The sequence below is a fragment of the Corynebacterium felinum genome (assembly GCF_030408755.1).
GTDB lineage: Bacteria > Actinomycetota > Actinomycetes > Mycobacteriales > Mycobacteriaceae > Corynebacterium > Corynebacterium felinum.
Window position 1 is genome coordinate 1,390,054 of sequence record NZ_CP047209.1, and the last position, 25,988, is coordinate 1,416,041.

Genomic DNA, 25,988 nt, shown 5'->3' on the forward strand with positions numbered 1-25,988 from the left:
GGCGCAGCCAGCACCTTCTATCATCCAAACCCCCTAGTATGGAAAGTGAAGCCTTGAAAAAATAAAGGTAGTGTCAGGCAAGCGTTGTGCCTGTCAGCAGTGCAACACTTTCCCTTCGTCACCCACAGGCGCGTTCGCTTGCATTATCAAAGAAAGCAGAACGGTCATGTCGAAGAGAACCCAATTAACACTGAAAAAGCTCAGTTGCATTCTTGGTGCGTTTCTTGCCAGCACCCTCATGGTCGCATGTCAGCAAACGCCACCACCTGCCCCAAATCCCACACCTCCTTTAGAAACCAAAACTCCACCTTCAGATGCGCAAGGGTTGAGCGGATCTGCACCGCCTTCATCACTCGACCCCGGCGATAGCCACAATCTGGCAGATGCCGACGTGACGCATATTGATAGTGTGCGTGCGTTATGGCATTCCGGAGATCTAGCGCCTGGCTACACTGTTGATCCCGCCACGCAGATTCAGCCCATCGCAGTACGCTGGTGCATGCTGTCCCTTGCTGCAGAAGAGTCTGGAATCTACTCGTGCGTGTCCACCGATGAACAGCAAAAAGTGTACAACACCTGCTATGTCGACTTGTCGTGGCCACAGACTGTGCTGTGCCTCGAAGAACCCGATGCAGATGTCTTGATCAGGGCAACACACGATGGTTCCCCGAAGCGCTTTGAGGGCGAGCACTACCGCATCGCACCGTGGCGAATAACATTAGACAATGGCGCTGAGTGCATATACACCCCTGGGTTGGAATTCACGCTCCCAGAACAGGCCATGAATAATGGGTGGAATCCACGCTACGTGTGCGAAGACAGAACGTGGATCTACGAGTTTACTGACCTCACCAGTTTTGCAGGCATCGATGATTCCAACCCCCAATGGCGAGCCTCTGTTGGCCCAGCCTATGACAACGGTGAACCACGGCTTGTGGAAAGCCCGAAACTGTGGTGGACGAATGTTATACGGGCAACGTATGTGGGGTGGTATGACCCCATGGGTGTGGGTTAAAAGGACCCGCCACATGCCCTTTGGTGGGTGTGGCGAAGTATTCGTTAAAAAAGGTGGCAGTGGGGTAGGGTTGAAGGCTATGAGTATTGATCCGAAGTTGCTTGAGGTTTTGGTGTGTCCCCAAGATAAGGGACCACTGGAATATAGTGAAAATGAGCAGGTGCTCATCAACTCCCGCCTCGGCATCGCCTATCGGATTGATGAGGGAATTCCGGTCATGCTAATCGACGAAGCAATCAGCTGGCCTCCTGTAGCTAAATAATTTCCTTCAACTCCACGCATCCGTTGTCTGCTTTTCGCCACCCATGTACGTCGGTGGCGCATCTCCTTTTTAACGCCCAAAGCCTTTTATGGCAAAAGTTTCTCCTCCGGATGCGTGCGAGCTAATTACCCTTTTCCTCTATTGAAATTGTCACACTGACAGAAAAGAAAACCATGAATATCATTGACGAATTGAGCTGGCGCGGACTGATCAACCAGTCCACCGATCTGGAAGAACTACGCGATACCTGCGAAAACCCAATCACTGTCTACTGCGGTTTCGATCCAACTGGTGCTTCCTTGCACGCCGGTCACCTCGTTCCTTTGGTTATGTTGAAGCGTTTTCAAGACGCTGGTCACCGCATTCTTACCCTCGCCGGTGGTGCTACGGGCATGATCGGTGATCCTCGTGATGTGGGGGAGCGGTCAATGCTTTCTGAGGCAGAGGTTGCTCAAAACGTCGAAAGCATCAAAGAGCAGATTCGTCGTTTTATTGATTACACCGATGGCCGCGCCATCATGGTGAACAATGCGGATTGGTTGGGCAAGATGAGCCTGATCGAATTCTTGCGTGATTTGGGTAAGAATTTCTCTCTCAACACCATGTTGGATCGTGACACCGTGAAGCGTCGCCTTGAAAGTGACGGCATTTCCTACACTGAGTTTTCGTACATGCTGTTGCAGGCTTTCGACTACGTACATCTGAATCGCGAGTTTGACTGCCAGCTGCAAATCGGTGGCGGCGACCAGTGGGGCAATATTGTTTCCGGCGTTGATTTGAATCGTCGTATGAACCAGAAGAAGGTTCATGCGTTGACTGTTCCTTTGGTGACTGACGCCTCGGGCGCGAAATTCGGTAAGTCGACCGGTGGTGGAAAACTGTGGCTGGATCCGGAATTGACCAGCCCATACTCCTGGTACCAGTATTTCTTGAATGCTGGCGATTCCGTGGTTATTGATTACTTGCGGTGGTTCACCTTCCTCAGCCAGGAAGAAATTGCAGGTTACGAGGAGGCTGTGGCGGAGCGGGCTTTCAAGCGTGAAGCTCAGCGTCGTCTCGCGCAGGAGATGACTACTCTTGTGCACGGTGCTGAGGCCACGAAGTCTGTGGAGTTGGCTGCCGAAGCTTTGTTCGGCAAGGCCGAGCTTTCAGAGTTAGATGAAAATACTCTGCGCGGTGCTTTGTCCGAGACCACTATTGCTGAGGTGGGTGCCGAGGACCCACGCACAATTGTGGATTTGCTGGTTGCTGCGGGTCTTGCTGATTCGAAGGGTGCAGCCCGTCGCACAGTGAAGGAGGGCGGCGCGTACGTGAATAACCAGCGTATTGAGTCGGAAGAGTGGGAGCCTTCCGCTTCTGATTTGTTGCATGGTTCCTGGTTAGTGTTGCGTAAGGGCAAGAAGAACTTTGCAGGTGCCCGACTGGGTGCTTAAAGTTTTCGCTGGATAGGGCTGGTAGATTTCTCTTCGTGAGCTTCTTCTACTTGTCTGCCATTATTCTTGGGGCGGTATGTGGTTGGGTTTTCCCAGCTAGTACCGCCTTTAGTGTCTGTGTGATGCCACTGTTGGCGGGACTGTTGCTCGCTACCTTTGTGAGCGTTCCGCGCCTTGATTCCTCCATTTTTCCTGCGATGCCGCGACGTTTTCTTCTCGCGTTAGGTATTGCGAACGGTGTGATTGCCCCCAGTTGTGCGTGGTTGTTGACGCGGCTCCTTGCTGCAGAGAACACGCTGGAACAGGCGGTTTCCTTTGGGGCGCTGTTGGTGTTGCTTACTCCTTGCGTGGACTATGTGGTGGTTTTTGCCCAAAAAGCGGGTGGGAATGCGGCTCGTTTAGCGTTGGTGACGCCACTGCTATTAGTTGCACAGCTTATGATCGTTCCAATTATTGCAGGTCGCAGCGTTGATTCAATGCGTCTGCTGAGTTCGGTGGGGATGCTGATCGTTGTTCCGTTGGGTGCAGCGTGGTTCATTCAACGTTATCTTCCTTCGCTGGTGTTGCCGGTTTCACGGGCGATGGATCCGCTGATGGTGGCGGTGTTGTGGGTGATTGCAGCATCGACTGTTCCCCTTTTATCTCTTCCGGTTTCGGTGTTCGCGTTGTTGGCGTTGGTTTTTGCAAGCTTTGCGACGGCGTCAGGGCTATGCACGTTTGTGCTCGCCAGTGCCCTGAAAGTGGAGTGGACTGATCGTGTGAACTGTACTTTTTCAGCAATGACGAGAAATTCGCTGGTGATGATGCCCTTGGCTTTAAGTTTTGACAATCCCGTAATTCCGGCTGTTTTTGTGTGCCAGACCTTTGTTGAATTGGTTGTTTTGCATGCGACGGTTGGTCTTTTCAGCCGACGGAGTACTGAATCAACCACATGATTGATGAAAACGCCCCGTACTCTTAGATATAACTAAGAGTATGAAGAAACTTCTCAACGCCGCAGCGTTCTATACCGTCCTTGGTCTTCTTGCTGGTGTCTTCTACCGGGAGTTCACTCGCGCTCAAGATTTTGTGGGACAAACTCGTCTGTCCACCGTGCATACTCACATTCTTGTGTTGGGTATGATTTTCTTCCTTGTGATGCTGGCACTGGCTGCCACGCTGAAGATCCACGAGAATAAGAATTTCACCGCATTTTTCTGGACGTACAACTGTGGCGTTGTGTGGACTGCAGCCTTCATGACATATAAGGGAATCGCGCAAGTAGAAAATCAAGACTTTGTCATGAGTCCGATGATGGCTGGTTTGTCCGGTATCGGCCACATCATTTTGACGGTGGGTATCTTCCTGTTGTTCAAGGTTTTGTATAAGCAAGTCAAGATTCACCAGTAGCACTCAACAGCCACCTTCCGCTTCTGTGGAGGTGGCTTTGTTTATTTCTTGAAGAACAAATTGCAGTAATAGGGACTTTGACCTGCATGTTTGTGTGTTTGAGAAACTGTGTGTAGATTTATCCGAGTCGCCGCGAGAGCAGCTAGGTTCCGAAGTCGGGATTGTGGTTGTTGTGGTGGCAGGAGAAAGCTACTTGACAGGGTGTTTATATTCGGTTAAGGTTTCTTCTTACCGCTTCCGATGGGTTTTGGCTTGAGAGGTTGCGGGCGTGTTGTTTGAGAACTCAATAGTGTGCCAATGTACTTTTGTTTTTTGTTTGGGTTGTTGGTTTTGTTGTTTGATGGTGGGTTTGGCCGGCAAGTGTGGCTTGCTTGTTAAATTTTTTTTTGCTGTTGGATGACGGGATTGATGATTCGATTCTTTGGCCTTCCCCGCTTTTTGCCCCGTCGGGTTGGGGGAGGTTGTTGTCTTTTTTTGTTTTTTTCAATCATTTTCGCATGGTGCCTGGCTTTTGGGTTGGGTGTTGTGTGGGCTGGTTGTTTGTTTTTTTGCCGGTTTGGTTGGGCTTTTCACGAGCCTTGGGCAGGAATAGTTTTTGTTCTTGTTTTTTGTGGAGAGTTTGATCCTGGCTCAGGACGAACGCTGGCGGCGTGCTTAACACATGCAAGTCGAACGGAAAGGCCTCAGCTTTTGTTGGGGTGCTCGAGTGGCGAACGGGTGAGTAACACGTGGGTGATCTGCCTCGTACTTCGGGATAAGCTTGGGAAACTGGGTCTAATACCGGATAGGACCATCATTTAGTGTTGGTGGTGGAAAGTTTTTTCGGTACGAGATGAGCCCGCGGCCTATCAGCTTGTTGGTGGGGTAATGGCCTACCAAGGCGTCGACGGGTAGCCGGCCTGAGAGGGTGGACGGCCACATTGGGACTGAGATACGGCCCAGACTCCTACGGGAGGCAGCAGTGGGGAATATTGCACAATGGGCGCAAGCCTGATGCAGCGACGCCGCGTGGGGGATGACGGCCTTCGGGTTGTAAACCTCTTTCGACAGGGACGAAGCTTTTGTGACGGTACCTGTATAAGAAGCACCGGCTAACTACGTGCCAGCAGCCGCGGTAATACGTAGGGTGCAAGCGTTGTCCGGAATTACTGGGCGTAAAGAGCTCGTAGGTGGTTTGTCGCGTCGTCTGTGAAATACCGGGGCTTAACTCCGGAGCTGCAGGCGATACGGGCATAACTTGAGTGCTGTAGGGGAGACTGGAATTCCTGGTGTAGCGGTGGAATGCGCAGATATCAGGAGGAACACCGATGGCGAAGGCAGGTCTCTGGGCAGTAACTGACGCTGAGGAGCGAAAGCATGGGGAGCGAACAGGATTAGATACCCTGGTAGTCCATGCCGTAAACGGTGGGCGCTAGGTGTAGGGGTCTTCCACGACTTCTGTGCCGTAGCTAACGCATTAAGCGCCCCGCCTGGGGAGTACGGCCGCAAGGCTAAAACTCAAAGGAATTGACGGGGGCCCGCACAAGCGGCGGAGCATGTGGATTAATTCGATGCAACGCGAAGAACCTTACCTGGGCTTGACATATACAGGACGGCTGCAGAGATGTAGTTTCCCTTGTGGTCTGTATACAGGTGGTGCATGGTTGTCGTCAGCTCGTGTCGTGAGATGTTGGGTTAAGTCCCGCAACGAGCGCAACCCTTGTCTTATGTTGCCAGCACGTTATGGTGGGGACTCATGAGAGACTGCCGGGGTTAACTCGGAGGAAGGTGGGGATGACGTCAAATCATCATGCCCCTTATGTCCAGGGCTTCACACATGCTACAATGGTCGGTACAACGCGTTGCCAGCCCGTGAGGGTGAGCGAATCGCTGAAAGCCTACTCAGTTCGGATTGGGGTCTGCAACTCGACCCCATGAAGTCGGAGTCGCTAGTAATCGCAGATCAGCAACGCTGCGGTGAATACGTTCCCGGGCCTTGTACACACCGCCCGTCACGTCATGAAAGTTGGTAACACCCGAAGCCAGTGGCCTAACCTTTTTTGGGAGGAGCTGTCGAAGGTGGGATCGGCGATTGGGACGAAGTCGTAACAAGGTAGCCGTACCGGAAGGTGCGGCTGGATCACCTCCTTTCTAAGGAGCTTTTTGTTTCACACAGTTGTGTGAGCTCTATATTTTTTATAAATCCGGGTGGAGCAAACCCGCTTTGTGTGTGATCAGATATCACACGGGGTAACAAAATTGTGATACTTCAAGCAAAAAAATTATATGTGTGTGTTGGCATGCTGTTGGGTGTCTGGGATGACATGTGTGTTTTCCTGGTGGCCGATATCAGTAATTGCTGTGGCTCCTTGTGGGGGTTGTGGTGGTGGTTGGTGTTGGTGTGTTGTGTGAGAACTGTATAGTGGACGCGAGCATTTTTATCTTTATTCTTAATTTTTTTTGATGACAGATGTTCACACACTCTCTTTTTTGTGTGTGGTGTTTGTTTGTCTTAGTGTTTTTTGTCATTTTGGTGTGTTGTTTGAGTAAGAGCACACGGTGGATGCCTTGGCATGCTAAGCCGATGAAGGACGTGTAAGGCTGCGTTAAGCCTCGGGGAGTTGCCAATAGAGCGTTGATCCGAGGGTGTCCGAATGGGGAAACCTGGCTGCAGTTATGTGTAGTTACCCACTAGTGAATTCATAGCTGGTGTGGGGGTTTACGCGGGGAAGTGAAACATCTCAGTACCCGCAGGAGAAGAAAACAATTGTGATTCCGCTAGTAGTGGCGAGCGAACGTGGATGAGGCTAAACCGTATGCGTGTGATACCTGGCAGGGGTTGCGTGTGCGGGGTCGTGGGGTTTGACTTTCTAGGTGCTGTCACACCTGGGCATAATTTATGATGTGTTAGCGGAAGTGGTGTGGAATCGCCCACTGTAGAAGGTGAGAGTCCTGTACGTGAAAGCATGTTGTGTTGTGTTGTTGGATACCCGAGTAGCAGCGGGCTCGTGGAATCTGCTGTGAATTTGCCGGGACCACCCGGTAAGCCTAAATACTTAGTGTGACCGATAGCGGATCAAGTACCGTGAGGGAATGGTGAAAAGTACCCCGGGAGGGGAGTGAAATAGTACCTGAAACCGTGTGCTTACAATCCGTCAGAGCCTGATTTGTTTGGGTGATGGCGTGCCTTTTGAAGAATGAGCCTGCGAGTCAGCGGCATGTCGCGAGGTTAACCAGTGTTGGGTAGCCGTAGCGAAAGCGAATCCTAATGAGGGTGAGTTAGTGGCATGTCCTGGACCCGAAGCGGGGTGATCTACCCATGGCCAGTGTGAAGCAGCAGTAAGATGCTGTGGAGGCGCGAACCCACTTAGGTTGAAAACTGAGGGGATGAGCTGTGGGTAGGGGTGAAAGGCCAATCAAACTCCGTGATAGCTGGTTCTCCCCGAAATGCATTTAGGTGCAGCGTCGTGTGTTTCTTCCTGGAGGTAGAGCTACTGGTTGGTTGAGCGGGACCACAATCTTAGCAATGTCAGCCAAACTCCGAATGCCGGTGAAGTTAGAGCACGGCAGTGAGACTGCGGGGGATAAGCTCCGTTGGTCGAGAGGGAAACAGCCCAGATCGCCGGTTAAGGCCCCTAAGAGTGTACTAAGTGGGAAAGGATGTGGGATCGCGAAGACAGCCAGGAGGTTGGCTTAGAAGCAGCCATCCTTGAAAGAGTGCGTAATAGCTCACTGGTCGAGTGGTTCTGCGCCGACAATGTAGCGGGGCTCAAGTACACCGCCGAAGCCGCGGCAATCAACTCCTTTTGGGGTTGGTTGGGTAGGGGAGCGTCGTGCACGTGTTGAAGCACCCGGGTAACCGCTGGTGTGGAATGTGTGCGAGTGAGAATGCAGGCATGAGTAACGAATGACATGTGAGAAACATGTCCGCCGGATGACTAAGGGTTCCTGGGTCAAGCTAATCTTCCCAGGGTGAGTCGGGACCTAAGGCGAGGCCGACAGGCGTAGTCGATGGACAACCAGTTGATATTCTGGTACCCGTATATGCGCGCCCAATGATGAATCCATGATACTAACCACCCACAAACACACTGATTACTACTTGTAGTGTTGGTGTGCGCGTGCGTGGGATCTGAGTGGGTAGTAGTCAAGTGATGGGGTGACGCAGGAAGGTAGCCAAGCCACTTAGTGGATTGTGGTGTAAGCGTGTGGCCCGCAGAATAGGCAAATCCGTTCTGCATAGAAGGGTGAGGCGTGATGCGTACCCACATGTGTGTGGGGATGTTGGTGATCCTATGCTGCCGAGAAAAGCCTCTAGCGAGTGCATATATGGCCCGTACCCATAACCGACACAGGTGGTCAGGTAGAGAATACTAAGGCGTTCGGGTGAACTGTGGTTAAGGAACTCGGCAAAATGCCCCCGTAACTTCGGGAGAAGGGGGACCACTGCTGGTGACAAACTGGTTGAGCTGGTGGTGGTCGCAGAGAATAGAGGGAAGCGACTGTTTATTAAAAACACAGGTCCGTGCGAAAACGTGGAAGTTGATGTATACGGACTGACGCCTGCCCGGTGCTGGAAGGTTAAGAGGACCTGTTAGCAACACTTGTGTTGCGAAGCGGAGAATTTAAGCCCCAGTAAACGGCGGTGGTAACTATAACCATCCTAAGGTAGCGAAATTCCTTGTCGGGTAAGTTCCGACCTGCACGAATGGCGTAACGACTTCCCTGCTGTCTCAACCACAGGCCCGGTGAAATTGCACTACGAGTAAAGATGCTCGTTACGCGCGGCAGGACGAAAAGACCCCGGGACCTTCACTATAGCTTGGTATTGGTGTTTGGTTCGGTTTGTGTAGGATAGGTGGGAGACTAGGAAACCGCATCGCTAGGTGTGGTGGAGTCGTTGTTGAAATACCACTCTGATCGGATTGAGCACCTTAACCTTGGCCCATGATCTGGGTTGGGGACAGTGCCTGGTGGGTAGTTTAACTGGGGCGGTTGCCTCCTAAAAAGTAACGGAGGCGCCCAAAGGTTCCCTCAGCCTGGTTGGCAATCAGGTGTTGAGTGTAAGTGCACAAGGGAGCTTGACTGTGAGAGTGACAACTCAAGCAGGTACGAAAGTAGGGACTAGTGATCCGGCACCTACGAGTGGAAGTGGTGTCGCTCAACGGATAAAAGGTACCCCGGGGATAACAGGCTGATCTTCCCCAAGAGTCCATATCGACGGGATGGTTTGGCACCTCGATGTCGGCTCGTCGCATCCTGGGGCTGGAGTAGGTCCCAAGGGTTGGGCTGTTCGCCCATTAAAGCGGCACGCGAGCTGGGTTTAGAACGTCGTGAGACAGTTCGGTCTCTATCCGCCGCGCGCGTTGAAACTTGAAGAAAGCTGTCCCTAGTACGAGAGGACCGGGACGGACGTACCTCTAGTGTGCCAGTTGTCACGCCAGTGGCATAGCTGGTTAGCTACGTACGGAAGGGATAACCGCTGAAAGCATCTAAGCGGGAAGCCTGTTCTAAGATGAGGTTTCACTTGAGGTGCCCGGAAGACTACCGGGTTGATAGGCCAGAGTTGCAAACACAGCAATGTGAGAAGACGACTGGTACTAATACACCAACAAACAACCCCAAAACAAAACACAAAACACAACAAACAAAACACAACACCGCGTCCACTACACAGTCACTGACACAACACAAACACCCCAAAAACACACACAACCCAAAAAAAATGTGTCGGTGGTCATAGCGTCGGGGACACGCCCGGTCCCATTCCGAACCCGGAAGCTAAGCCCGACAGCGCTGATGGTACTGCAAACGGGAGTTTGTGGGAGAGTAAGACACCGCCGACCAAAAACTTCAAAGTGCAACGAGAAAGCGTGATGTATTGATAATGAGGTAACAACCTTTATCAATACATCACGCTTTTTCCTTTTCTCAATTAAATTAGGACATCATGACAGAACACAACAGCTTTGAATCACGTGGAAACCGTCAGGGCGGTTCCAATCGTCGCGACGGACAACGTCGCGATGGCTACGATCGTCGTAGCAACAACGATGATCGTCGGGGTGAAGGCCGGGGTGGATTCGGACGTCGTGATGACAACAACGACCGTCGCGACAACCGCCGTGACGGCGAGCGCCGTTCCTACGGTGATCGTGGTCGCGATGGAGATCGTCGTTCTTATGGTGACCGTGGTCGTGACGGGGATCGTCGCTCCTTTGGTAATCGTCACAGTGACGGTGAACGCCGCTCCTACGGTGACCGTGGTCGCGATGGGGATCGTCGCTCATTCGGCGACCGTGATCGTAACCGCGACGGGGATCGTCGTTCCTATGGCAACCGCGATGGTGGCGACCGTCGTCGGGACGGGGATCGTCGCTCATTCGGTGATCGTGATCGTCGGGACAGCCGTCGCGATGACCGCCGTGACAATGGCGGCCGCGGTGATGATCGTCGTCACGCAAATCGTGCCGGCTCCGATCGTGGCGAGAACCGTAACATGAGCCACGCACAACGCCCAGGCTACCGCGAAGAACGCTTGAACAAGCGTCTCAACGAACCCGATCTGCCCAGCGACATCGATGTCAAGGATCTCGACCCGCTAGTTCTGCAAGACCTCAAAGTGCTGTCCAAAGACAACGCCAGCGCCACAGCCAAGCACATGATCATGGCTGCAACCTGGCTTGCCGACGACCCTCAACTAGCACTGCGCCACGCACGCGCCGCTAAAGACCGCGCCGGACGCATCGCAGTTGTCCGCGAAACCTGCGGCATCGCTGCCTACCATGCAGGCGAATGGAAAGAAGCACTCTCCGAATTGCGTGCAGCACGCCGCATGTCCGGCGGCCCAGGCCTCATCGCAGTTATGGTCGACTGCCTACGCGGACTAGGCCAGCCACAAAAAGCCCTCGAACTCGCACGCGAAGAAGGAACTGAGGGCCTCGATCGGGAAACCCAAATCGAACTCGCCATCGTCGTCGCCGGCGCACGCCAAGACCTAGGCCAATTCGACTCCGCTGTAACAACCCTAGAACAGCAAAACCCCGACGGCACCAAGATTCACCCATCCTACGCGCGACTGTCTTATGCATATGCTGATACGCTTGCCGCAGCAGGGCGCATCGACGACGCCCGCACCTGGTTCACCCACGCAGCAGCACAGGACGAAGACGGGATTCTCGACGCCGATGAGCGTCTGCGCGAATTAGGCTAGTACACTAAAACGCATGACAATTTGCGTACTTGACCTCTACGACAGCCTACTGTTCGACCTCGACGGAACCGTCTGGGAAGGCGGTAGGCTGTTGCCGCATGCAGCAGAACTGATCAACACCACCACGCTGCCCGTCATGTACATCACCAACAATGCCTCCAGGCACCCACGAGCAGTCGCAGACATGCTCACCACCATGAGCATCCCCACCACAGAACAGCAAGTACTCACCAGCGCACAAGCCGCCATCCTCATGGCAGCGCAGCACCTCAACCCAGGCGACAGCATCTACGTAGTAGGCACAGATTCCTTTAAAGATCTCGTGCGTGAAGCCGGATTTAACGTCGCAACTTCAGCCGACGATAACCCCAAAGCAGTACTTCACGGGCACAACCCGGAAACTGGTTGGGCACAGCTCTCCGAAGCAGCACTCGCCATCCAGCGTGGGGCACGCTACTTCGCCTCCAATCTTGATTCCACCCTCCCGATGGAGCGTGGCTTCATGGTTGGCAACGGATCGATGGTCCAAGCAGTCATCCACGCAACAGGCGTAACCCCGAGCAGTGCTGGCAAGCCTGCAGCCGCCATGTTCCACACAGCAGCAGGCGCACTCAACTCTGTCAAGCCACTCGCAGTTGGCGATCGCCTCGACACTGATATCGCAGGCGGCGTAGCAGCAGGATACGACACCTTCCACCTGCTCACAGGCGTATCTAAGCACTGGTCACTCGTTCATGCACCTTGTGAGCATCGCCCAACCTATATTGCTGAAAATCTAGCGGACATCCATGCCGAACCAACTCAGCTATCCCCGAGCGCACAAGGAGAATTCCACGCGCATCGTAATGGTGACACGATCACCTTAAGCGGCGGTACAGACGATTCGACGAGCGCCCACGCATTACGCACTGTACTTGCACAGGCTTGGACCCAACCAGAAGCATTCGACGGCACCATCGAAGCACAAAGCGAACATGCACATCGAGCGCTTCAAGGATGGCTCCCATGACCAGCCCCAAACCCCACGATGTGCGCCAGGTTCCGCTACCTGAAGAAATCACAGCACAATTTAATTCCATTCTTGACCAAGAAACTTCCACCCTCGCGGAGCAAACCCAGCAACTTCAAGCCGCGCACGAGGTGCTCCGTCGAGCACTGAACTAGACACAAGGACACACCACAGTACCCATGGCAGCCACACGCAAACGACTCGATGCCGAACTCGTCCGCCGCAAAATCGCCCGATCTAGGGAACACGCCACCGAACTGATCCGAAACAACCAAGTATTCGTCGCCGGCATTCTCGCAACCAAGCCCGCCACCCAAGTCACCCCAGAGGTCTCCATCCGCGTCGACGTCTCAGCTGTCGACGATTGGGCATCGCGTGGTGCACATAAACTGCTAGGCGCACTTGAGGCTTTCGAACCACTCGGGCTGAACCTCGCCGACAAAAAAGTTCTGGATGCTGGGGCATCCACCGGTGGTTTCACCGACGTGCTTTTGCGCAGGGGAGCTCGCGAAGTCGTTGCAGTTGATGTTGGTTATGGGCAGTTGATCTGGCGATTGCAAAACGACGACCGCGTGATGGTACTGGACCGCACGAACATTCGTCACCTCACACCTGAAATGTGCGCGGGGCCGTGCGACGCCATGGTGGGTGACCTGTCCTTCATCTCTTTGAAACTTACCTTGCCAGCCATTGTGGAGTCCATGGCTGAAGGTGCTGATCTTCTTCCTATGGTGAAACCGCAATTCGAGGTGGGCAAAGACCGCCTAGGTTCGGGCGGGGTGGTGCGTTCACCGCAGTTACGCGAAGATGTCACTATCGAAGTTGCACAGTTCGCCCAAACACTTGGCCTATCCTTAAAAGCAGTAGTTGCATCACCGCTGCCTGGACCATCGGGGAATGTCGAGTTCTTCCTGTGGTTGGTTAAAGATGGTGGTGCTGCACACGCTAGTGCTGAAGAAATCCAACGTATGGTGCATCGCGCCGTGGTGGAAGGACCCCAATAATGCCGCATTCCGAACACCCCCGGGAAGTATTACTCGTACCCCACACCGGGCGGAAATCAAACGTGGCCACCGCGGCACTTGCTGCCGAGCTGCTGAGCGACGCCGGGATTCGAGTCCGAATCCTTGTTAATGAACACGACACCATCGTGGCAGCTCACCCCATCCTTTCGCTGTTTCCCACGGTCAAGCACGGGCCCGAGGCTGTCGATGGTGTGGACTTTGTCTTCGTCATGGGTGGCGATGGCACATTCTTGCGAGCCGCAGACCTTGCGCACTTCGCTGACTTACCCGTTTTGGGTATTAATTTAGGCCACATTGGCTTTTTGGCGGAATGGGAGAAAGATTCCCTCGACGAGGCAGTCTCCCGCGTGATTAGCGGTGAGTTCCGAATCGAAGAACGGATGACAATTTCAGTGGAAGCACACGGCCCCGATGGGGAATTGCTAGGTGTTGGCTGGGCTTTGAATGAAGTGAGTGTGGAAAACCTCACTCGCTCTGGTGTGTTGGACGCCATCTTGGATATTGATGGTCGCCCCGTGAGCGCTTTTGGTTGCGATGGCGTCATTATTTCGACGCCGACGGGTTCTACTGCCTATGCTTTTTCGGCCGGCGGGCCAGTGCTGTGGCCAGAACTGGATGCCATTTTGGTTGTTCCGAATAATGCGCATGCCTTGTTTACTAAACCACTGGTTGTCAGCCCATCGTCGACGGTGGCTGTGGAGTCGCGGCCATCATCGTTTCCCGCGCGGGCGGTCATGGATGGTTTCCGCTCGTTGAACCTTCCGCCCGGTGCGCGGGTGGAGGTCACTCGTGGAGATCGCAGCATCAAATGGGTTCGATTGGATGAGCGCCCTTTTACCGATCGTTTGGTGTCAAAGCTGCAGCTTCCTGTGGAAGGGTGGCGTGGCCCGATGAAAAAGCGGACTGGGGAAACTACCACGAGCGATAATTAGGTGCCCGTATTTGTTGGTGGGGCACCACAGTAGTTTTTCTTAATACAGCCTTTGGTGGCGGGGGAAAATTCACAAAGTTTCGCACATTTGTGTGAGTGTTGGCTATGATTGAGTGCATGCTCGCCGATATTGCGATTGAAAACCTTGGTGTTATTCCTCACGCCACAGTGGAATTAAGTGAAGGCTTGACCGTACTCACCGGTGAAACCGGCGCTGGTAAAACTATGCTTGTCACTGGCCTTCGCCTGTTAGTGGGTGGGCGTGCTGATGCTAGTCGAGTACGCACTGGTGCAGCCCAAGCAGCTGTGGAGGGGCGTTTTGTTCTCAGTGGTTTGGAGGAGCATACAGCCCAAGCTGCTGCAGCTATTGCCGAGTCTGCTGGGGGTAGTGCAGATGAGAACGGTGAGTTTATCGCATCGCGTATCGTCAGCTCCTCAGGTCGCTCGAAAGCATATCTTGGGGGTCGGGCGGTACCGGCGGCGGTTTTGGGGGAGTTTTCTTCTGAGCTTTTAACAATCCATGGTCAGAATGATCAGTTGCGCTTGTTGGCACCGGAACAGCAGTTGTCGGCCTTGGATCGGTTGGATCCGAAGGTGAGCCAGCTGTTGGAGAAATATAAGGTGGCTTACCAGCAGTGGCGCACGTTGGCGCAAGATTTGGCGCAGCGTACGAAATCGCGGCGTGAGTTAGCCCAAGAGGCGGATCGCCTTGATTTTGCTATTGAGGAAATCAGTTCGATTGATCCGCAGTCGGGTGAGGATGCTCATCTGCAAACGTTGATTCGTCGGCTTCAAGACGTTGATGATCTCAAACAACAGGCCGTGGGCGCTTTGGGGGCCATTGATGGTGTGGGTGGTTTGGCTGATTTCGGTGGCGCTGAAGGCGAGGATGTCTCCTGTGCCTCCGATTTATTGGGTCAGGCAGTATCAGCGGTTCGAGGTAGCCAAGATCCAGCGTTAGCCGAGATTGCTCAGCGTCTTGAGCATATTACGAGTGAGCTGGGTGAAATTTCAGCGGAGCTGGGGAGTTTTATTAGTGCTTTACCTTCAGATCCTGAGGAGTTAGAAAAGCTTTTGCAGCGTCAGCAGGATTTGAAGGGGCTGACGCGCAAGTATGCTCCTGATATTGATGGGGTTTTGGCGTGGCTGGCGAAGGCAGTGGCGAAGCGAAAGACTATTGATATTTCTCCTGAGGCGTTGGAGGAATTGAAAAAGAGCGTGGCTGCTGCGGAAAAGAAGATGCTCAGCGCTGGTCGTGCGTTGTCGAAGGCGCGTGCGGCTGCGGCGGAGTCGTTGGCGGCACAGGTGTCTGAGGAGCTTCATGGTTTGGCCATGCCGAAGGCGCAGTTGAGTGTGCGGATAACTCCGATAGAGCCGTCGGCGATGGGCTTGGATGAGGTGGAGTTTTTGCTTGCGCCGAATGCCAAGGCGCAGCCGCGTCCGTTGGCGTCGTCGGCTTCGGGTGGTGAGCTGTCGCGTGTGATGTTGGCGTTGGAAGTGATTCTTTCGGCCGCTACGCAGGGCACTACATTGGTGTTTGATGAGGTTGATGCTGGTGTTGGTGGCTTGGCTGCGGTGGAGATTGGGCGTCGTCTAGCTCGGCTGGCGCGCAACAATCAGGTGATTGTGGTGACTCACTTGCCGCAGGTTGCAGCGTATGCGGATGTGCATGTGCATGTGTCGAAGGAGGTGTCGGAGGAGTCTGTGACTTCTGGTGTGGTGCAGCTTTCTACTGAGCGTAGGGTTGAGGAGTTGTCGCGGATGCTTGCGGGGCTGGAGGATACGGATACTGGCCGTGCTCACGCGAAGGAGTTGTTGGAGAAGGCGCAACAGGAGGTTGCTGCAATGCGCGTTTAGGTGGATGCTTACTCATGTTTCGTCCGTACCGCGTTCTTATCGTGGAGGCTGTACTGCCGTGATGTGGGGTCGGCTGTGTGTGGCTGTGGTGGGGTAGTTGATCAGAAGCTGAAAGAAAACTTGGGGGTTTTTCTGCGTGGCTACCAATGTGAGCGGGTTTTTCTCGACACAATAGGGCACATGAGTCTGTTCTCTCGTTCTTCTGATCTTCCTGGTTTGCATGGTGCAACTCGCGACCTTTCCGCTTCGGGTAAAGGTATGAAGCGTCTGTCGGCTGGTGATATTGCGGTTGTGGATGCCCCGGATATTTCGCGGGGTTTTGCGCAGCGACTCATTGATGCCAAGCCTGCGGCGGTGGTCAATACTGGTCTTTTTAGTACTGGTACGATCCCGAATTTCGGCCCGCAGTTGCTTCTCGACGCCGGCATTATGCTGGTGGAGGGCGTCGGCGCTGATGTGTGGTTGCCGTTGAAGGATGGGAAGAAGGGCCGGCTGACTGATGAGGGTCAGCTGTTTTATGGGGAGAAGCTGATTGCTTCCGGCCATGTGCTCACCAGTGGTGATGCCCAGGTGGCTTTTGAGGATGCCCAGCAGCATTTGGTGGACTATATGGAGGCGTTTTTTGGAAACACTATCCAGTTCATTCATTCTGAGTCGCCGTTGCTGATTGATGGTTTGGGGGTGCCTGATGTTGCCCATGAGTTGTTGGGTAAGAAGGTGCTGGTGGTAAGCCCGGGGGTGGGGCATAAGGAGCAGGTGAAGAATTTGCGCCATTTCATTCGGGAGTATGAGCCGGTGATTGTGGGTGTGGATTCTGCTGCGGATTCCTTGGTGGAATTGGGTTATAAGCCTGATTTTATTGTTGGTGATCCGGCAGGTATTGGTGCTGATGCGCTTCGGAGTGGGGCGCGTGTGGTGCTGCCTGCTGCTCCTGATGGTCATGCTGTGGGCTTGGAGCGTATTCAGGATTTGGGTATTGGTGCGATGACGTTCCCGTCGGCTGTGGAGTCGGCGACGGATTTGGCGTTGCTGTTGGCTGACTACCATGATGCTGAGATCGTGGTGAATGCTGGCGCACCGGTAGATTTGGATTCGTTGTTTGCCCAAGCGTCAAGTGCCAGCCCCTCGGCTTTGTTGGCGCGTATGAAGTTGGGGCCGCGGCTGGTTGATGCCGATGCTATTGCCAAGTTGTATTTTGTCCGTGGTGGCGGCAATTTGGGTTGGCTGTGGGTTCTGCTTGGCGTGTTTGTGTTGGCCGCAACGGTGATTGTGATTGCTGGTTTTGGTGGGCAGGGGTCGTTTACGGACAATTTGATTGATACGTGGAATAACATTGCCCTGACTTTCCAAGGGTTGTTCCGGGACTTGTTGAGCAGCTAGTACGTTTTTCCTAAGGAGCAAAGATGAAAAAGGGACGCGGAAGTACACTCTTTTCGGGGTTGACTGTGGGCGTGGCTGTTGGCATTGTCGCGGGAACGTTTGTGTTGGCCCCAAATTTGCCAGGTGGAAGTACTCAACAGGTGGAGGTGTTAACTAAGGAGCGGGATCGAGCCCGTGAGGATGTTGACATTGCCTTAGCGCAGGCAACGAGTGCTGATTCGATCGTATCCAGTTTCGCTGGTTCGGCGATCCACGATGCTCTCAAGGATCTGTCTGTAGTCGTGTTGCATTCGGCGGATGCGGATGCGAAGGATGTGGATGATCTTCGTGAAATGGTGAAGTCGGCTGGTGCGAAAGACGCTGGTGTGATTGCGTTGAAGCGGAATTTCTTCCACCAAGATGGTGCCGATAGTTTGAAAAATACTGTTGCTTTAACTCTCCCGGCAGGCGCGCAGTTGAGTGAACATAAGCTTGATCCAGGTACTCATGCTGGTGAGGCTTTGCAGGCTGCTTTGCTCAAGAAGGAGTCGCAGGAAGGCTCTGAGGAAAGGAAACCGGGTGCCTCACCAGAGGATCGGGCTATTGTGCTTGGTGCTTTGAAAGAAGCGGGATTTGTCGATTACACCGACGGTAGTGTTACTGAGGCTGATGCTGTGATCATGGTTGTCGGCGATGAGCATGGAACGAAGGGGCACAACTTTGTGCCCACCACCCAGGTGGCATTTGTTGAGGCGTTGGCATCAAAGGGGGATCCGGTCGTTGTGGCTGGTCGTGTGCGTACCGCTGCGGAAACGGGTGTGATTGGGTTGATTCGTGGCGATGAGACGCTGCGTGAGAAGGTGTCGACCGTTGATTCGGTGAATCGTATGTGGGGGCAGATGGCAACGGTGTTGGCGTTGAAAGAAAAGGTTGATGGCGGTTCCGGCGCATACGGTGCTGCTGCTAGTGCGGATGCGGCCTCGCCTGCGCCGAAGGTGGGCTAATGGGTGCGCATGATTTTCAGGTCGTTTCTTCCGAGCTGCTTCATGACGCCCCCATTCTGGCGCTGCGTCGCGATGAGGTAGTCATGCCGGGGGGTTCCATTGCCTCGCGCGAAGTGGTGGAGCATTTCGGTGCCGTTGCGGTTGTTGCTTTTGATGGCGAGAAGATTGCGCTTGTTCGCCAATACCGTCGCGCCTGTGGCTTGAGGCTGTGGGAATTGCCTGCTGGTTTGTTGGATTTCGCAAACGAGCCGGAGCTCACCTGTGCGCAGCGCGAATTGGAAGAGGAAGCAGGTGTGCAAGCTCAGCAGTGGTCTGTGCTGTGTGATCTGATAACCAGCCCTGGTTTTTGTGATGAGGCCGTGCGGGTGTTTTTAGCGCAAGATCTTGCCCACGTTGCTATCCCTGAGGCTAGTGATGAGGAAGCGGACATGGATCGGACGTGGGTGTCACTCGATGATGCGGTGTCCATGGTTTTGTCGGGTGAGATTCATAACTCGATCGCTATTGCGGGCATCATGTCGGCGTGGCAGGTTATATACAACGGGCACAAGGCGCGAGAGTGTGCGCAGCCTTTCGCGATCAGACCAACGGCCTTGGCGCGGCGTCGACAAGCTGAAGGCTTAGACAAGGACATGAAGAAGCGCCCGTGAACACCCCGCAGCAGGCAGCGCAGCTGTGGCTTACCCACCTTGCTGTGGAAAAAGGGTTGAGCTTAAACACGCTGAGCAACTATCGACGCGACGTGAACCGCTACCTCCAGTGGCTTGAGGAAGCACAGATTAGTGATGTGCGTGATGTGCAAAGCCTCGATTTAGAAAAATATGTTGCAGACATGCGTCGCGGTTTTGCCGGGGCGCCACTGAGTGCCTCCTCGGCGGCGCGGGCGCTGAGCGTTGCCCGCGGTCTGCATAAATTTTGTCTGTTTGAGGGGCTCGTTGATACCGACGTGGCGGCGGAAGTGTCGCCGCCGGCGCAAAGTAAGCATCTGCCCGATACCTTAAGCATTGAGGAAGTTGCAGCGCTTATCGACGCCATCCCCAGCGGGGAGCATGCAACGCCGAGTGATCTTCGTGACCGCGCCTTAATAGAATTGCTCTACGGCACGGGTGCACGTATCAGCGAAATTACCAGTCTTGTGGTGGACGATTGCACGGATTGCGAAGGTGTGCTCAGCATTCGCGGTAAGGGAAATAAGCAACGCATTGTGCCCGTAGGACGGCAGGCGCTGCGCGCTGTGGAAACCTATCTTGTGCGCGGCAGGCCGAGTTTATCGCGCGGACAATCGCACGCCTTGTTCCTTAATAAGCGTGGGGGTGAGTTGTCGCGCCAGTCAGCCTGGGCGATTATTAAAACTGCGGCGCAGCGCGCAGGTATTGAGAAAGAGATTTCCCCGCACACACTTCGCCACAGCTTTGCAACGCATATGCTGCAAGGCGGCGCGGATGTCAGGGTGGTTCAAGAATTGTTGGGGCATGCCTCTGTGACCACCACCCAGATTTATACGCATGTGTCGGCGGAGAATCTGCGTAGCGTGTGGCTGAGCTCGCATCCGCGTAATTAGTAGCAAAGTGTGACTGTGGCCGTGTGTCGGCGGAGTGGATGCTGTGAGTGCGGCAAGGGTGTTTCCTTGACATTGTTGCTATCGGCGTGTTTGTGCACACGCTTGTGCCACTTTGGTTTTATGGTGGCTATAGGCAAACGTACCGGCGTAAAATAACACTGTTGTGATTTCACAATATGTGAGGAAACTGCGAAGTAAACCACCGTTGCGCCTTAATGCTTTCACTGTCTGCTTTAATCGCGAAGCTCTGGGAGATGGCAGGGGTGTAGGTGTTTTCGGGCGGGGGTCTTCAGGAGACGTAATTCAACGAAAATCAAGGAAGAGGGATTGACAGTGGCTGAGAAAGGTCTTTTTCCGACCTCTGATCCAAAGGTTGGTTTAACTGGTCGTCCCTTGAGGCAGTTTCCGGAGCCGAAGCCATTAGACAAGCACGGTCCCGCCAGGATTATTGCAATGTGCAACCAAAAGGGCGGGGTAGGTAAAACCACCTCCACGATCAACCTCGGTGCGTGTCTTGCTGAGGCGGGCCGTCGAGTGTTGTTGGTGGATTTGGACCCACAAGGTGCACTATCGGCGGGGCTGGGGGTACCTTTCGATGAGCTGGATGTCACGGTATATAACCTGATGGTGGATCAGCGTACGTCGATTCACCAAGCGATCCATAAGACTGGTGTTCCTGGTTTAGATTTGGTGCCGGCGAATATTGATTTGTCGGCCGCTGAGATTCAGCTGGTGAATGAGGTCGGTCGCGAGCAAACGTTGGCGCGTGCGCTGCGCCCTGTGATGAAGGATTACGATTACATCATTTTAGATTGCCAGCCTTCATTAGGGCTGCTTACAGTGAACGCTTTGGCCTGTGCTCATGGTGTGATCATTCCGATGGAATGTGAGTATTTCTCGTTGCGCGGTTTGGCGTTGCTCAACGATACGGTGTCGAAGGTGCGCGATCGTTTGAATTTTAATTTGGAGATCATTGGTATTTTGGTCACCATGTTTGATCGTCGTACCACGCACGCGCGTGAGGTGATGTCGCGGGTGGTTGAGGTGTTTGAAGATCGCGTGTTTGACACCGTGATTACGCGCACGGTTCGTTTCCCAGAAACGTCGGTGGCTGGCGAGTCGATTATTACGTGGGCTCCGTCCTCGGCTGGTGCGCAGCAGTATCGTCAGTTGGCGCGTGAGGTTATTGAGCGCACGAACGGCTAAATGAGCGAGCTTTCCACGCATGATGATGCAATTCAGCCGGAGATTACTGGTTTTCGTATTGTCTTAAATAATTTTCAAGGCCCTTTTGATCTTTTGTTGCAGCTGATTAGCTCGAAGAAGATGGATGTCACTGAGGTTGCCTTGGCTCAGGTGACCGATGATTTTGTGGCGTATACCAAGCAGTTGGGTGAGTTTTCGAGTTTGGATGAAACCACCGAGTTTTTGGTTGTGGCGGCCACGTTGTTGGATTTGAAAGCTGCGCGTTTGCTTCCTCATGGTTCGGTGGATAGTGAAGCTGATCTGGAGTTTTTGGAGGCGCGTGATCTGCTGTTTGCTCGGTTGTTGCAGTATCGGGCATATAAGCAGGTGGCTGATTTGTTTGCTGTGTGGCAGGCGGGGGCTAGGCTACGGTATCCGCGGGCGGTGGGGATGGAGCCGCGGTTTGCCCAGTTGTTACCTGAAGTGGATTTGGGGCATGATTCGGAAAGTTTTGCTCAGTTGGCGGCGGGTGTTTTTCGCCCGAAGCCCCCTGAATTGGTGGGCACTGCCCATATTCACCAGGTTGCGGTTTCGGTGCCGGAGCAGGCTGGTCGTGTGCTGGATTTGTTGCGTGTTGTCGGTGCCGGTGAGTGGTTGACGTTCTCAGCGTTGGTGCAGGATTGTACTGTGTCGATGCAGGTTGTGGGCCGTTTTTTGGCGCTGCTTGAATTGTATAAAGCGCAGGCGGTGAAGTTGGAGCAGCAGGAGTCGTTGGGTCAGTTGCGTGTGTGTTGGACGGGCGTGGAGGTAGATCCGGCGGTGGTTGCGGCTGCAACTTGGGAGTAGCTTGCTAAGCTTCTAAGCGTAGCTGTGGTTGCGTTGTGTGGAAGTGCTTGTGATCCAAAAAAGAGGGGTGTGTGCCGTGGGTATTGTGGTTGTGTCTGGTTTGGCATCGGGTGTAGGTAAGACGACGGCGGCGGCGGCGATTGTGCGGGTGTTGCAGGATCGGGGGCGGGATGTGATTCCTGTGAAGGTGGCGCGTTTGCGTACCAGTACTACGTTGGATATTGGCACGATTGAGAAGTTGACGGGGATTAAGGGTGAGGATTTTTCTGATGCTTTAGATCCGATTGCTGTTGTCAAGCAGCTTTCCGACGCCGGCAAGACGGTGGTTGTTGAAGGCTCTGGTGGGTTGAGTGTGCCGTTGTTAGGTGAGGATACGATTGCGCATATTGCGGCGAAGTTGGATGCGCCTTTAGTGGTTGTGTCTGGAATGGATGACGAGGCTGTCAAGGTTGCTACTCAGGCGGTGCATTTTGCCCACGCCTGTGGGGCCAGTGTTGAGGGGTTGTTGGGTGGAAAGTTGCCGGCCGGTGCAGATTTGCGGACGCGGCTGATTTTGATGGAGGTGGCGAATGCGACGGGGGTTCCGTTCATTGGCAGTTTGAATGATGGGGTGGGTTCTTTAGGTGCTGAGGCTTTTGCTGAGGCCACGCAGACGATTTTCTTGCCTGAGCATTGGTAGTGTGGGCACAATTGTCAAAGGCCGCAGGGAAACCTTGAGGGATCCTGCGGCCTTAAGCGTGTTTGTGTTAAGTGAGGCGTTGGTGGAGGATTCGGCCGAAGATCAAGGTGATCAGGCCGATGATCAGGGCGGATATTCCGCAGGTGAGGAAGTAGGTGATTTCTGCCTGAGGGTTTTCCGGGTCGTAGAAGCGGGATATGGTGCCTGCGAGTGATGTGCCGATGGCCATGGTGAGGAAGAACAGTGCGGAGAATTGGGTGCGGTAGGCTTGAGGGGCGTGTTCGGCGGTGGCTGCCATGCCGACTGGGCCGCAGAGGAGTTCGCCGATGGCGGCGATCCAGACGGCGAAGGCGAAGATGATAAAGGGGGTGGTGTTGTTAGCGCCGCCTGCGAAGGGGATGAAGACGAAGAAGCTCAGTGAGGCGATCATGACGCCGAGGGAGAGTTTGGTGGTTGGTTGTGGGTTTTTGCTGCCGAGTTTGGCCCAAAGAAAGGTGAGTAGGAGGGCGAAGGTGATCACGAAGAAGGGGTTGAGTGATTGGGTCCAGGCTGCGGGGATTTCGAAGCCGAAGAGCATGCGGTTGAGTCTGATGTCGGAGTAGACAGCTAGAACGCCGTAGGTTTGGTTCATGATTGCCCAGAAGCAGGCGGAGGCGAAGAAGAGGGGGAGGAAGGCGATGACTTTGCGACGTTCTACCGTGGTGGTTTTGGGGGAACGAATGATGACAACCAGCAGGATAAGTGCGGCAAGGCAGGTGACGATGAGCAGGGAGAAGGCGAGGTCAGCGGGCTGGATTGTTCCAGTGGCGGCCATAGTGACGACTCCGCTGAAGATCACGGTGCCACAGCTGAAGATGAAGATGGCATAGGTGGTGTTGATGGGGTTTGCTGGTTGTGTAATGGTGGTGCGAATGTCGGGGTCGAGCGCGTCGATCATTCTGCGACGGAGGCTTATATACGAGATCATGCCGATGATCATGAGTGCGGCGGCGGCTAAGAACCCGTGGTGGAAGCTGTAGGCTTGGGCAAGCCATCCGGTGATTAGTGGGCCTAGGATGGCGACGATTTGGATTCCGAGGTAGAAGAATTGGAAGCCGGTTTCGCGGGCGTTGTGGGAGTCTTCGCGGTAGACCGCGCCGAGGATAGTGATCGCGGCTGTTTTCAGCGAGCCGGAGCCGACTGCGATAAGGCTAAGCCCGAGGGCGAGTCCGATAACTGGGTGTGGGGCAAGCGAGAGGATGAGATGTCCTGCGACTAGTAGGCCTGCACCTATCAGCAGTGTTCTTTCGGGGCCGAGGATGCGGTCGGCGACCCAGCCGCCGGCGAAGGTGCACAGATACACGAGGGCGCCGTATGCGCCGATGAGTGCGGTGGCATGTGATTTGTCGATGCCGATGCCGCCTTCGCTGACGCTGTAGTACAGGTAGAAGGCGAGGATGGCTTGCATTCCGTAGAAGCTGAACCGTTCCCATGCTTCGATGCTGACGAGATTGAAGGTTGCGAGTGGATGTTCGGCATGAACTGTGGTCATAAGGTTGCGTGGTGTCGATGGTGTAGGTGGGGTGTGGGGGCGGTCCGCCACCGCTGTACGCTGTTCAAGTTTGGTCATATATGGCATTATTCCTTGAAAAAGATGTCATGTGACGCTTTTAGGCTAAAATTTCTTGAATAGTGTTCAAAAATTGCTTTGACAAGGCAACATAACCAAAAAAATCCTACCTATCGGCGTGGCACACCTTCATGCCACCACTTCGTGTTAAGAATCGCAGCAACCAATGACCCCACACTCGTACCAGAATCCACATAGCACCCACCTTGCTTCATCACCAGCAACGCCTGAAGAAATCGACCAGCTGGTCCATTTCGACCAAGCGCACATTTGGCATCCCTACAGCCCCACCCCGGCGCGCGTTGATCCGGTGATCATTGATCGCACGGAAGGCGCGTATTTGGTCTGTGCTGATGGGCGAAGATTGATTGATGGGATGAGTTCGTGGTGGGCTGCGGCTCATGGGCATAGCCATCCGCGTTTGGTTGCTGCTGCGCAGGCGCAGATTGCGAAGATGAGCCATGTGATGTTTGGTGGTTTGAGTCATGCCCCAGCGGTGTCGGCCGCAAAGGTGTTGCTGGAGTTGATTGCCCAGGACTTTGCTCAGGCGCGCGCTGCCGGGCGCGGTCGTGCGGATGCAGGTGAGTCGCTGGCGGCGTCGACACGCACTTTGCTGCTGGAGAAGGTGTTTTTCGCCGATTCTGGGTCGGTTGCGGTCGAGGTGGCGATGAAGATGGCGTTGCAGTATCAGCGGGGTAGGGGAAAGCCTGAGCGCAAGCGTTTTCTGACATGGCGGCGTGGCTATCACGGTGATACGTTTGCGGCAATGTCTGTCTGCGATCCCGATGGGGGCATGCATGCGATGTGGACAGGGGTGATTGCTGATCACGTGTTTGCGCCCGCACCTCCACGACGGGGAAGTAGTGCGGCGCAGATCGCCGACTATGTAGCGGTAGTGCTCGATCTCATCAGCCCAGATATTGCAGGTTTGATCGTGGAACCGAAAGTCCAAGGCGCAGGCGGAATGCTGTTTCATGACGATGCATTGTTGGTTGAGTTGCGCGCACTGTGCGACGAGCATGAGCTGGTGTTCATCGCCGATGAGATCGCAACTGGCTTTGGGCGCACAGGCACGCTGTTTGCCACCACCTCAGCGGGCGTGATGCCGGACATCATGTGCGTGGGCAAGGCGCTCACGGGCGGTTTCATGTCGCTAGCAGCCACGGTGGCAACATCGACAATCGCCCGCGTGATCGATACTCCCGCTGGGGGTGGGGCGCTGATGCATGGCCCGACATTTATGGCTAACCCGCTTGCTTGTGCTGTTGCCGCCGAGTCCATGTCCATGATCCAGGAAGGGCAGTGGCGAGACGATGTTGCCCGCATTGAACAGGCATTATCCGCAGGGCTTGCGCATTTGCGCCAGCATCCACGGGTTGCGGATGTGCGGGTACTCGGCGCGATCGGGGTCGTTGAGCTTATCGACGCCGTCGACATGCAGCACGCAACAACCACCACCTGCGCGCACGGGGTGTGGCTACGCCCCTTCGGGCGACTGGTCTATACCATGCCCCCATATTGCGCCACCAACGACGAAGTTGCACGCATCTGCACCGCCATCACAGCAATTGTCGACGGGCCTTAACGCCTGCGCCTTTAAAAAACACAGGCTGAACACTCACACACTCCAGC

At 54.3% G+C, this 25,988-nt stretch carries 20 protein-coding genes and 3 rRNA genes; 22 read left to right on the forward strand and 1 reads right to left on the reverse strand.

Annotation, left to right across the window (positions count from 1 at the left end):
- Window positions 1-166: 166 nt before the first annotated feature.
- From CFELI_RS05995 to bioD, 21 genes are all read left to right on the forward strand, one after another.
- Window positions 167-1,015, forward strand: coding sequence for a hypothetical protein (locus CFELI_RS05995; protein WP_277104357.1), 849 nt, complete (start codon window positions 167-169; stop codon window positions 1,013-1,015).
- 79 nt (window positions 1,016-1,094) lie between these two features.
- Window positions 1,095-1,277, forward strand: a complete 183-nt coding sequence (locus CFELI_RS06000) for a Trm112 family protein (protein WP_277104356.1) — start codon at window positions 1,095-1,097, stop codon at window positions 1,275-1,277.
- Between the two features lie 173 nt (window positions 1,278-1,450).
- Complete coding sequence (gene tyrS / locus CFELI_RS06005; protein ID WP_277104355.1) at window positions 1,451-2,710, forward strand: tyrosine--tRNA ligase; 1,260 nt, start codon at window positions 1,451-1,453, stop codon at window positions 2,708-2,710.
- A 35-nt stretch (window positions 2,711-2,745) separates the two neighbouring features.
- Window positions 2,746-3,645, forward strand: coding sequence for a hypothetical protein (locus CFELI_RS06010; protein WP_277104354.1), 900 nt, complete (start codon window positions 2,746-2,748; stop codon window positions 3,643-3,645).
- Between the two features lie 40 nt (window positions 3,646-3,685).
- Window positions 3,686-4,099 carry a DUF2871 domain-containing protein gene (locus tag CFELI_RS06015; RefSeq protein ID WP_277104353.1) on the forward strand — a complete coding sequence of 138 codons (414 nt, stop codon included), beginning with the start codon at window positions 3,686-3,688 and terminating at the stop codon, window positions 4,097-4,099.
- 607 nt (window positions 4,100-4,706) lie between these two features.
- A 16S ribosomal RNA gene (locus tag CFELI_RS06020) occupies window positions 4,707-6,229 on the forward strand.
- A gap of 385 nt (window positions 6,230-6,614) precedes the next feature.
- A 23S ribosomal RNA gene (locus CFELI_RS06025) occupies window positions 6,615-9,701 on the forward strand.
- A gap of 106 nt (window positions 9,702-9,807) precedes the next feature.
- Window positions 9,808-9,924: ribosomal RNA gene (rrf, locus tag CFELI_RS06030) — 5S ribosomal RNA — on the forward strand.
- The 16S, 23S and 5S rRNA genes sit together here, the layout of an rRNA operon.
- Window positions 9,925-10,028: 104 nt before the next feature.
- Window positions 10,029-11,291: a tetratricopeptide repeat protein gene (locus CFELI_RS06035; RefSeq protein ID WP_277103420.1), complete on the forward strand. Its 1,263-nt coding sequence runs from the start codon at window positions 10,029-10,031 to the stop codon at window positions 11,289-11,291.
- 19 nt (window positions 11,292-11,310) lie between these two features.
- Window positions 11,311-12,300, forward strand: coding sequence for an HAD hydrolase-like protein (locus tag CFELI_RS06040; RefSeq protein ID WP_277103425.1), 990 nt, complete (start codon window positions 11,311-11,313; stop codon window positions 12,298-12,300).
- Complete coding sequence (locus CFELI_RS06045; protein ID WP_277103419.1) at window positions 12,297-12,455, forward strand: hypothetical protein; 159 nt, start codon at window positions 12,297-12,299, stop codon at window positions 12,453-12,455. The genes CFELI_RS06040 and CFELI_RS06045 overlap by 4 nt, the downstream gene beginning before the upstream one ends.
- Window positions 12,456-12,479: 24 nt before the next feature.
- Entirely contained in the window at window positions 12,480-13,304 is an 825-nt protein-coding gene (locus CFELI_RS06050) for a TlyA family RNA methyltransferase (protein ID WP_277103418.1), read from the forward strand.
- The gene (locus CFELI_RS06055) at window positions 13,304-14,257 is read left to right on the forward strand and encodes an NAD kinase (RefSeq protein ID WP_277103417.1); all 954 of its coding nucleotides are present in this window, start codon (window positions 13,304-13,306) and stop codon (window positions 14,255-14,257) included. Before CFELI_RS06050 ends, CFELI_RS06055 begins: the two co-directional genes overlap by 1 nt.
- Before the next feature lie 116 nt (window positions 14,258-14,373).
- Window positions 14,374-16,113, forward strand: a complete 1,740-nt coding sequence (recN, locus tag CFELI_RS06060) for a DNA repair protein RecN (protein ID WP_277103424.1) — start codon at window positions 14,374-14,376, stop codon at window positions 16,111-16,113.
- A 171-nt stretch (window positions 16,114-16,284) separates the two neighbouring features.
- Window positions 16,285-17,493, forward strand: coding sequence for a putative cytokinetic ring protein SteA (gene steA, locus CFELI_RS06065; RefSeq protein ID WP_277103423.1), 1,209 nt, complete (start codon window positions 16,285-16,287; stop codon window positions 17,491-17,493).
- A gap of 23 nt (window positions 17,494-17,516) precedes the next feature.
- The gene (locus CFELI_RS06070) at window positions 17,517-18,476 is read left to right on the forward strand and encodes a copper transporter (RefSeq protein WP_277103416.1); all 960 of its coding nucleotides are present in this window, start codon (window positions 17,517-17,519) and stop codon (window positions 18,474-18,476) included.
- A complete protein-coding gene (locus CFELI_RS06075) occupies window positions 18,476-19,126 on the forward strand; it encodes an NUDIX domain-containing protein (protein WP_277103415.1) in 651 nt (216 codons plus the stop codon). Before CFELI_RS06070 ends, CFELI_RS06075 begins: the two co-directional genes overlap by 1 nt.
- Window positions 19,123-20,037, forward strand: coding sequence for a site-specific tyrosine recombinase XerD (gene xerD / locus CFELI_RS06080; protein ID WP_277103414.1), 915 nt, complete (start codon window positions 19,123-19,125; stop codon window positions 20,035-20,037). Before CFELI_RS06075 ends, xerD begins: the two co-directional genes overlap by 4 nt.
- A gap of 333 nt (window positions 20,038-20,370) precedes the next feature.
- A complete protein-coding gene (locus tag CFELI_RS06085) occupies window positions 20,371-21,243 on the forward strand; it encodes a ParA family protein (protein WP_277103413.1) in 873 nt (290 codons plus the stop codon).
- On the forward strand, window positions 21,244-22,068 hold the full coding sequence (locus tag CFELI_RS06090) for a segregation and condensation protein A (protein ID WP_277103412.1): 825 nt from the start codon (window positions 21,244-21,246) through the stop codon (window positions 22,066-22,068).
- 76 nt (window positions 22,069-22,144) lie between these two features.
- Entirely contained in the window at window positions 22,145-22,747 is a 603-nt protein-coding gene (gene bioD, locus CFELI_RS06095) for an ATP-dependent dethiobiotin synthetase BioD (protein WP_277103411.1), read from the forward strand.
- A 67-nt stretch (window positions 22,748-22,814) separates the two neighbouring features.
- On the opposite strand, the gene CFELI_RS06100 is transcribed toward bioD, so the two are convergent.
- The gene (locus CFELI_RS06100; RefSeq protein WP_277103422.1) at window positions 22,815-24,278 is read right to left on the reverse strand and encodes a peptide MFS transporter; all 1,464 of its coding nucleotides are present in this window, start codon (window positions 24,276-24,278) and stop codon (window positions 22,815-22,817) included.
- A 244-nt stretch (window positions 24,279-24,522) separates the two neighbouring features.
- Here CFELI_RS06100 and bioA point away from each other — a divergent pair, with 244 nt between their 5' ends.
- Window positions 24,523-25,941, forward strand: coding sequence for an adenosylmethionine--8-amino-7-oxononanoate transaminase (bioA, locus tag CFELI_RS06105; protein ID WP_277103410.1), 1,419 nt, complete (start codon window positions 24,523-24,525; stop codon window positions 25,939-25,941).
- Window positions 25,942-25,988 lie beyond the last annotated feature (47 nt).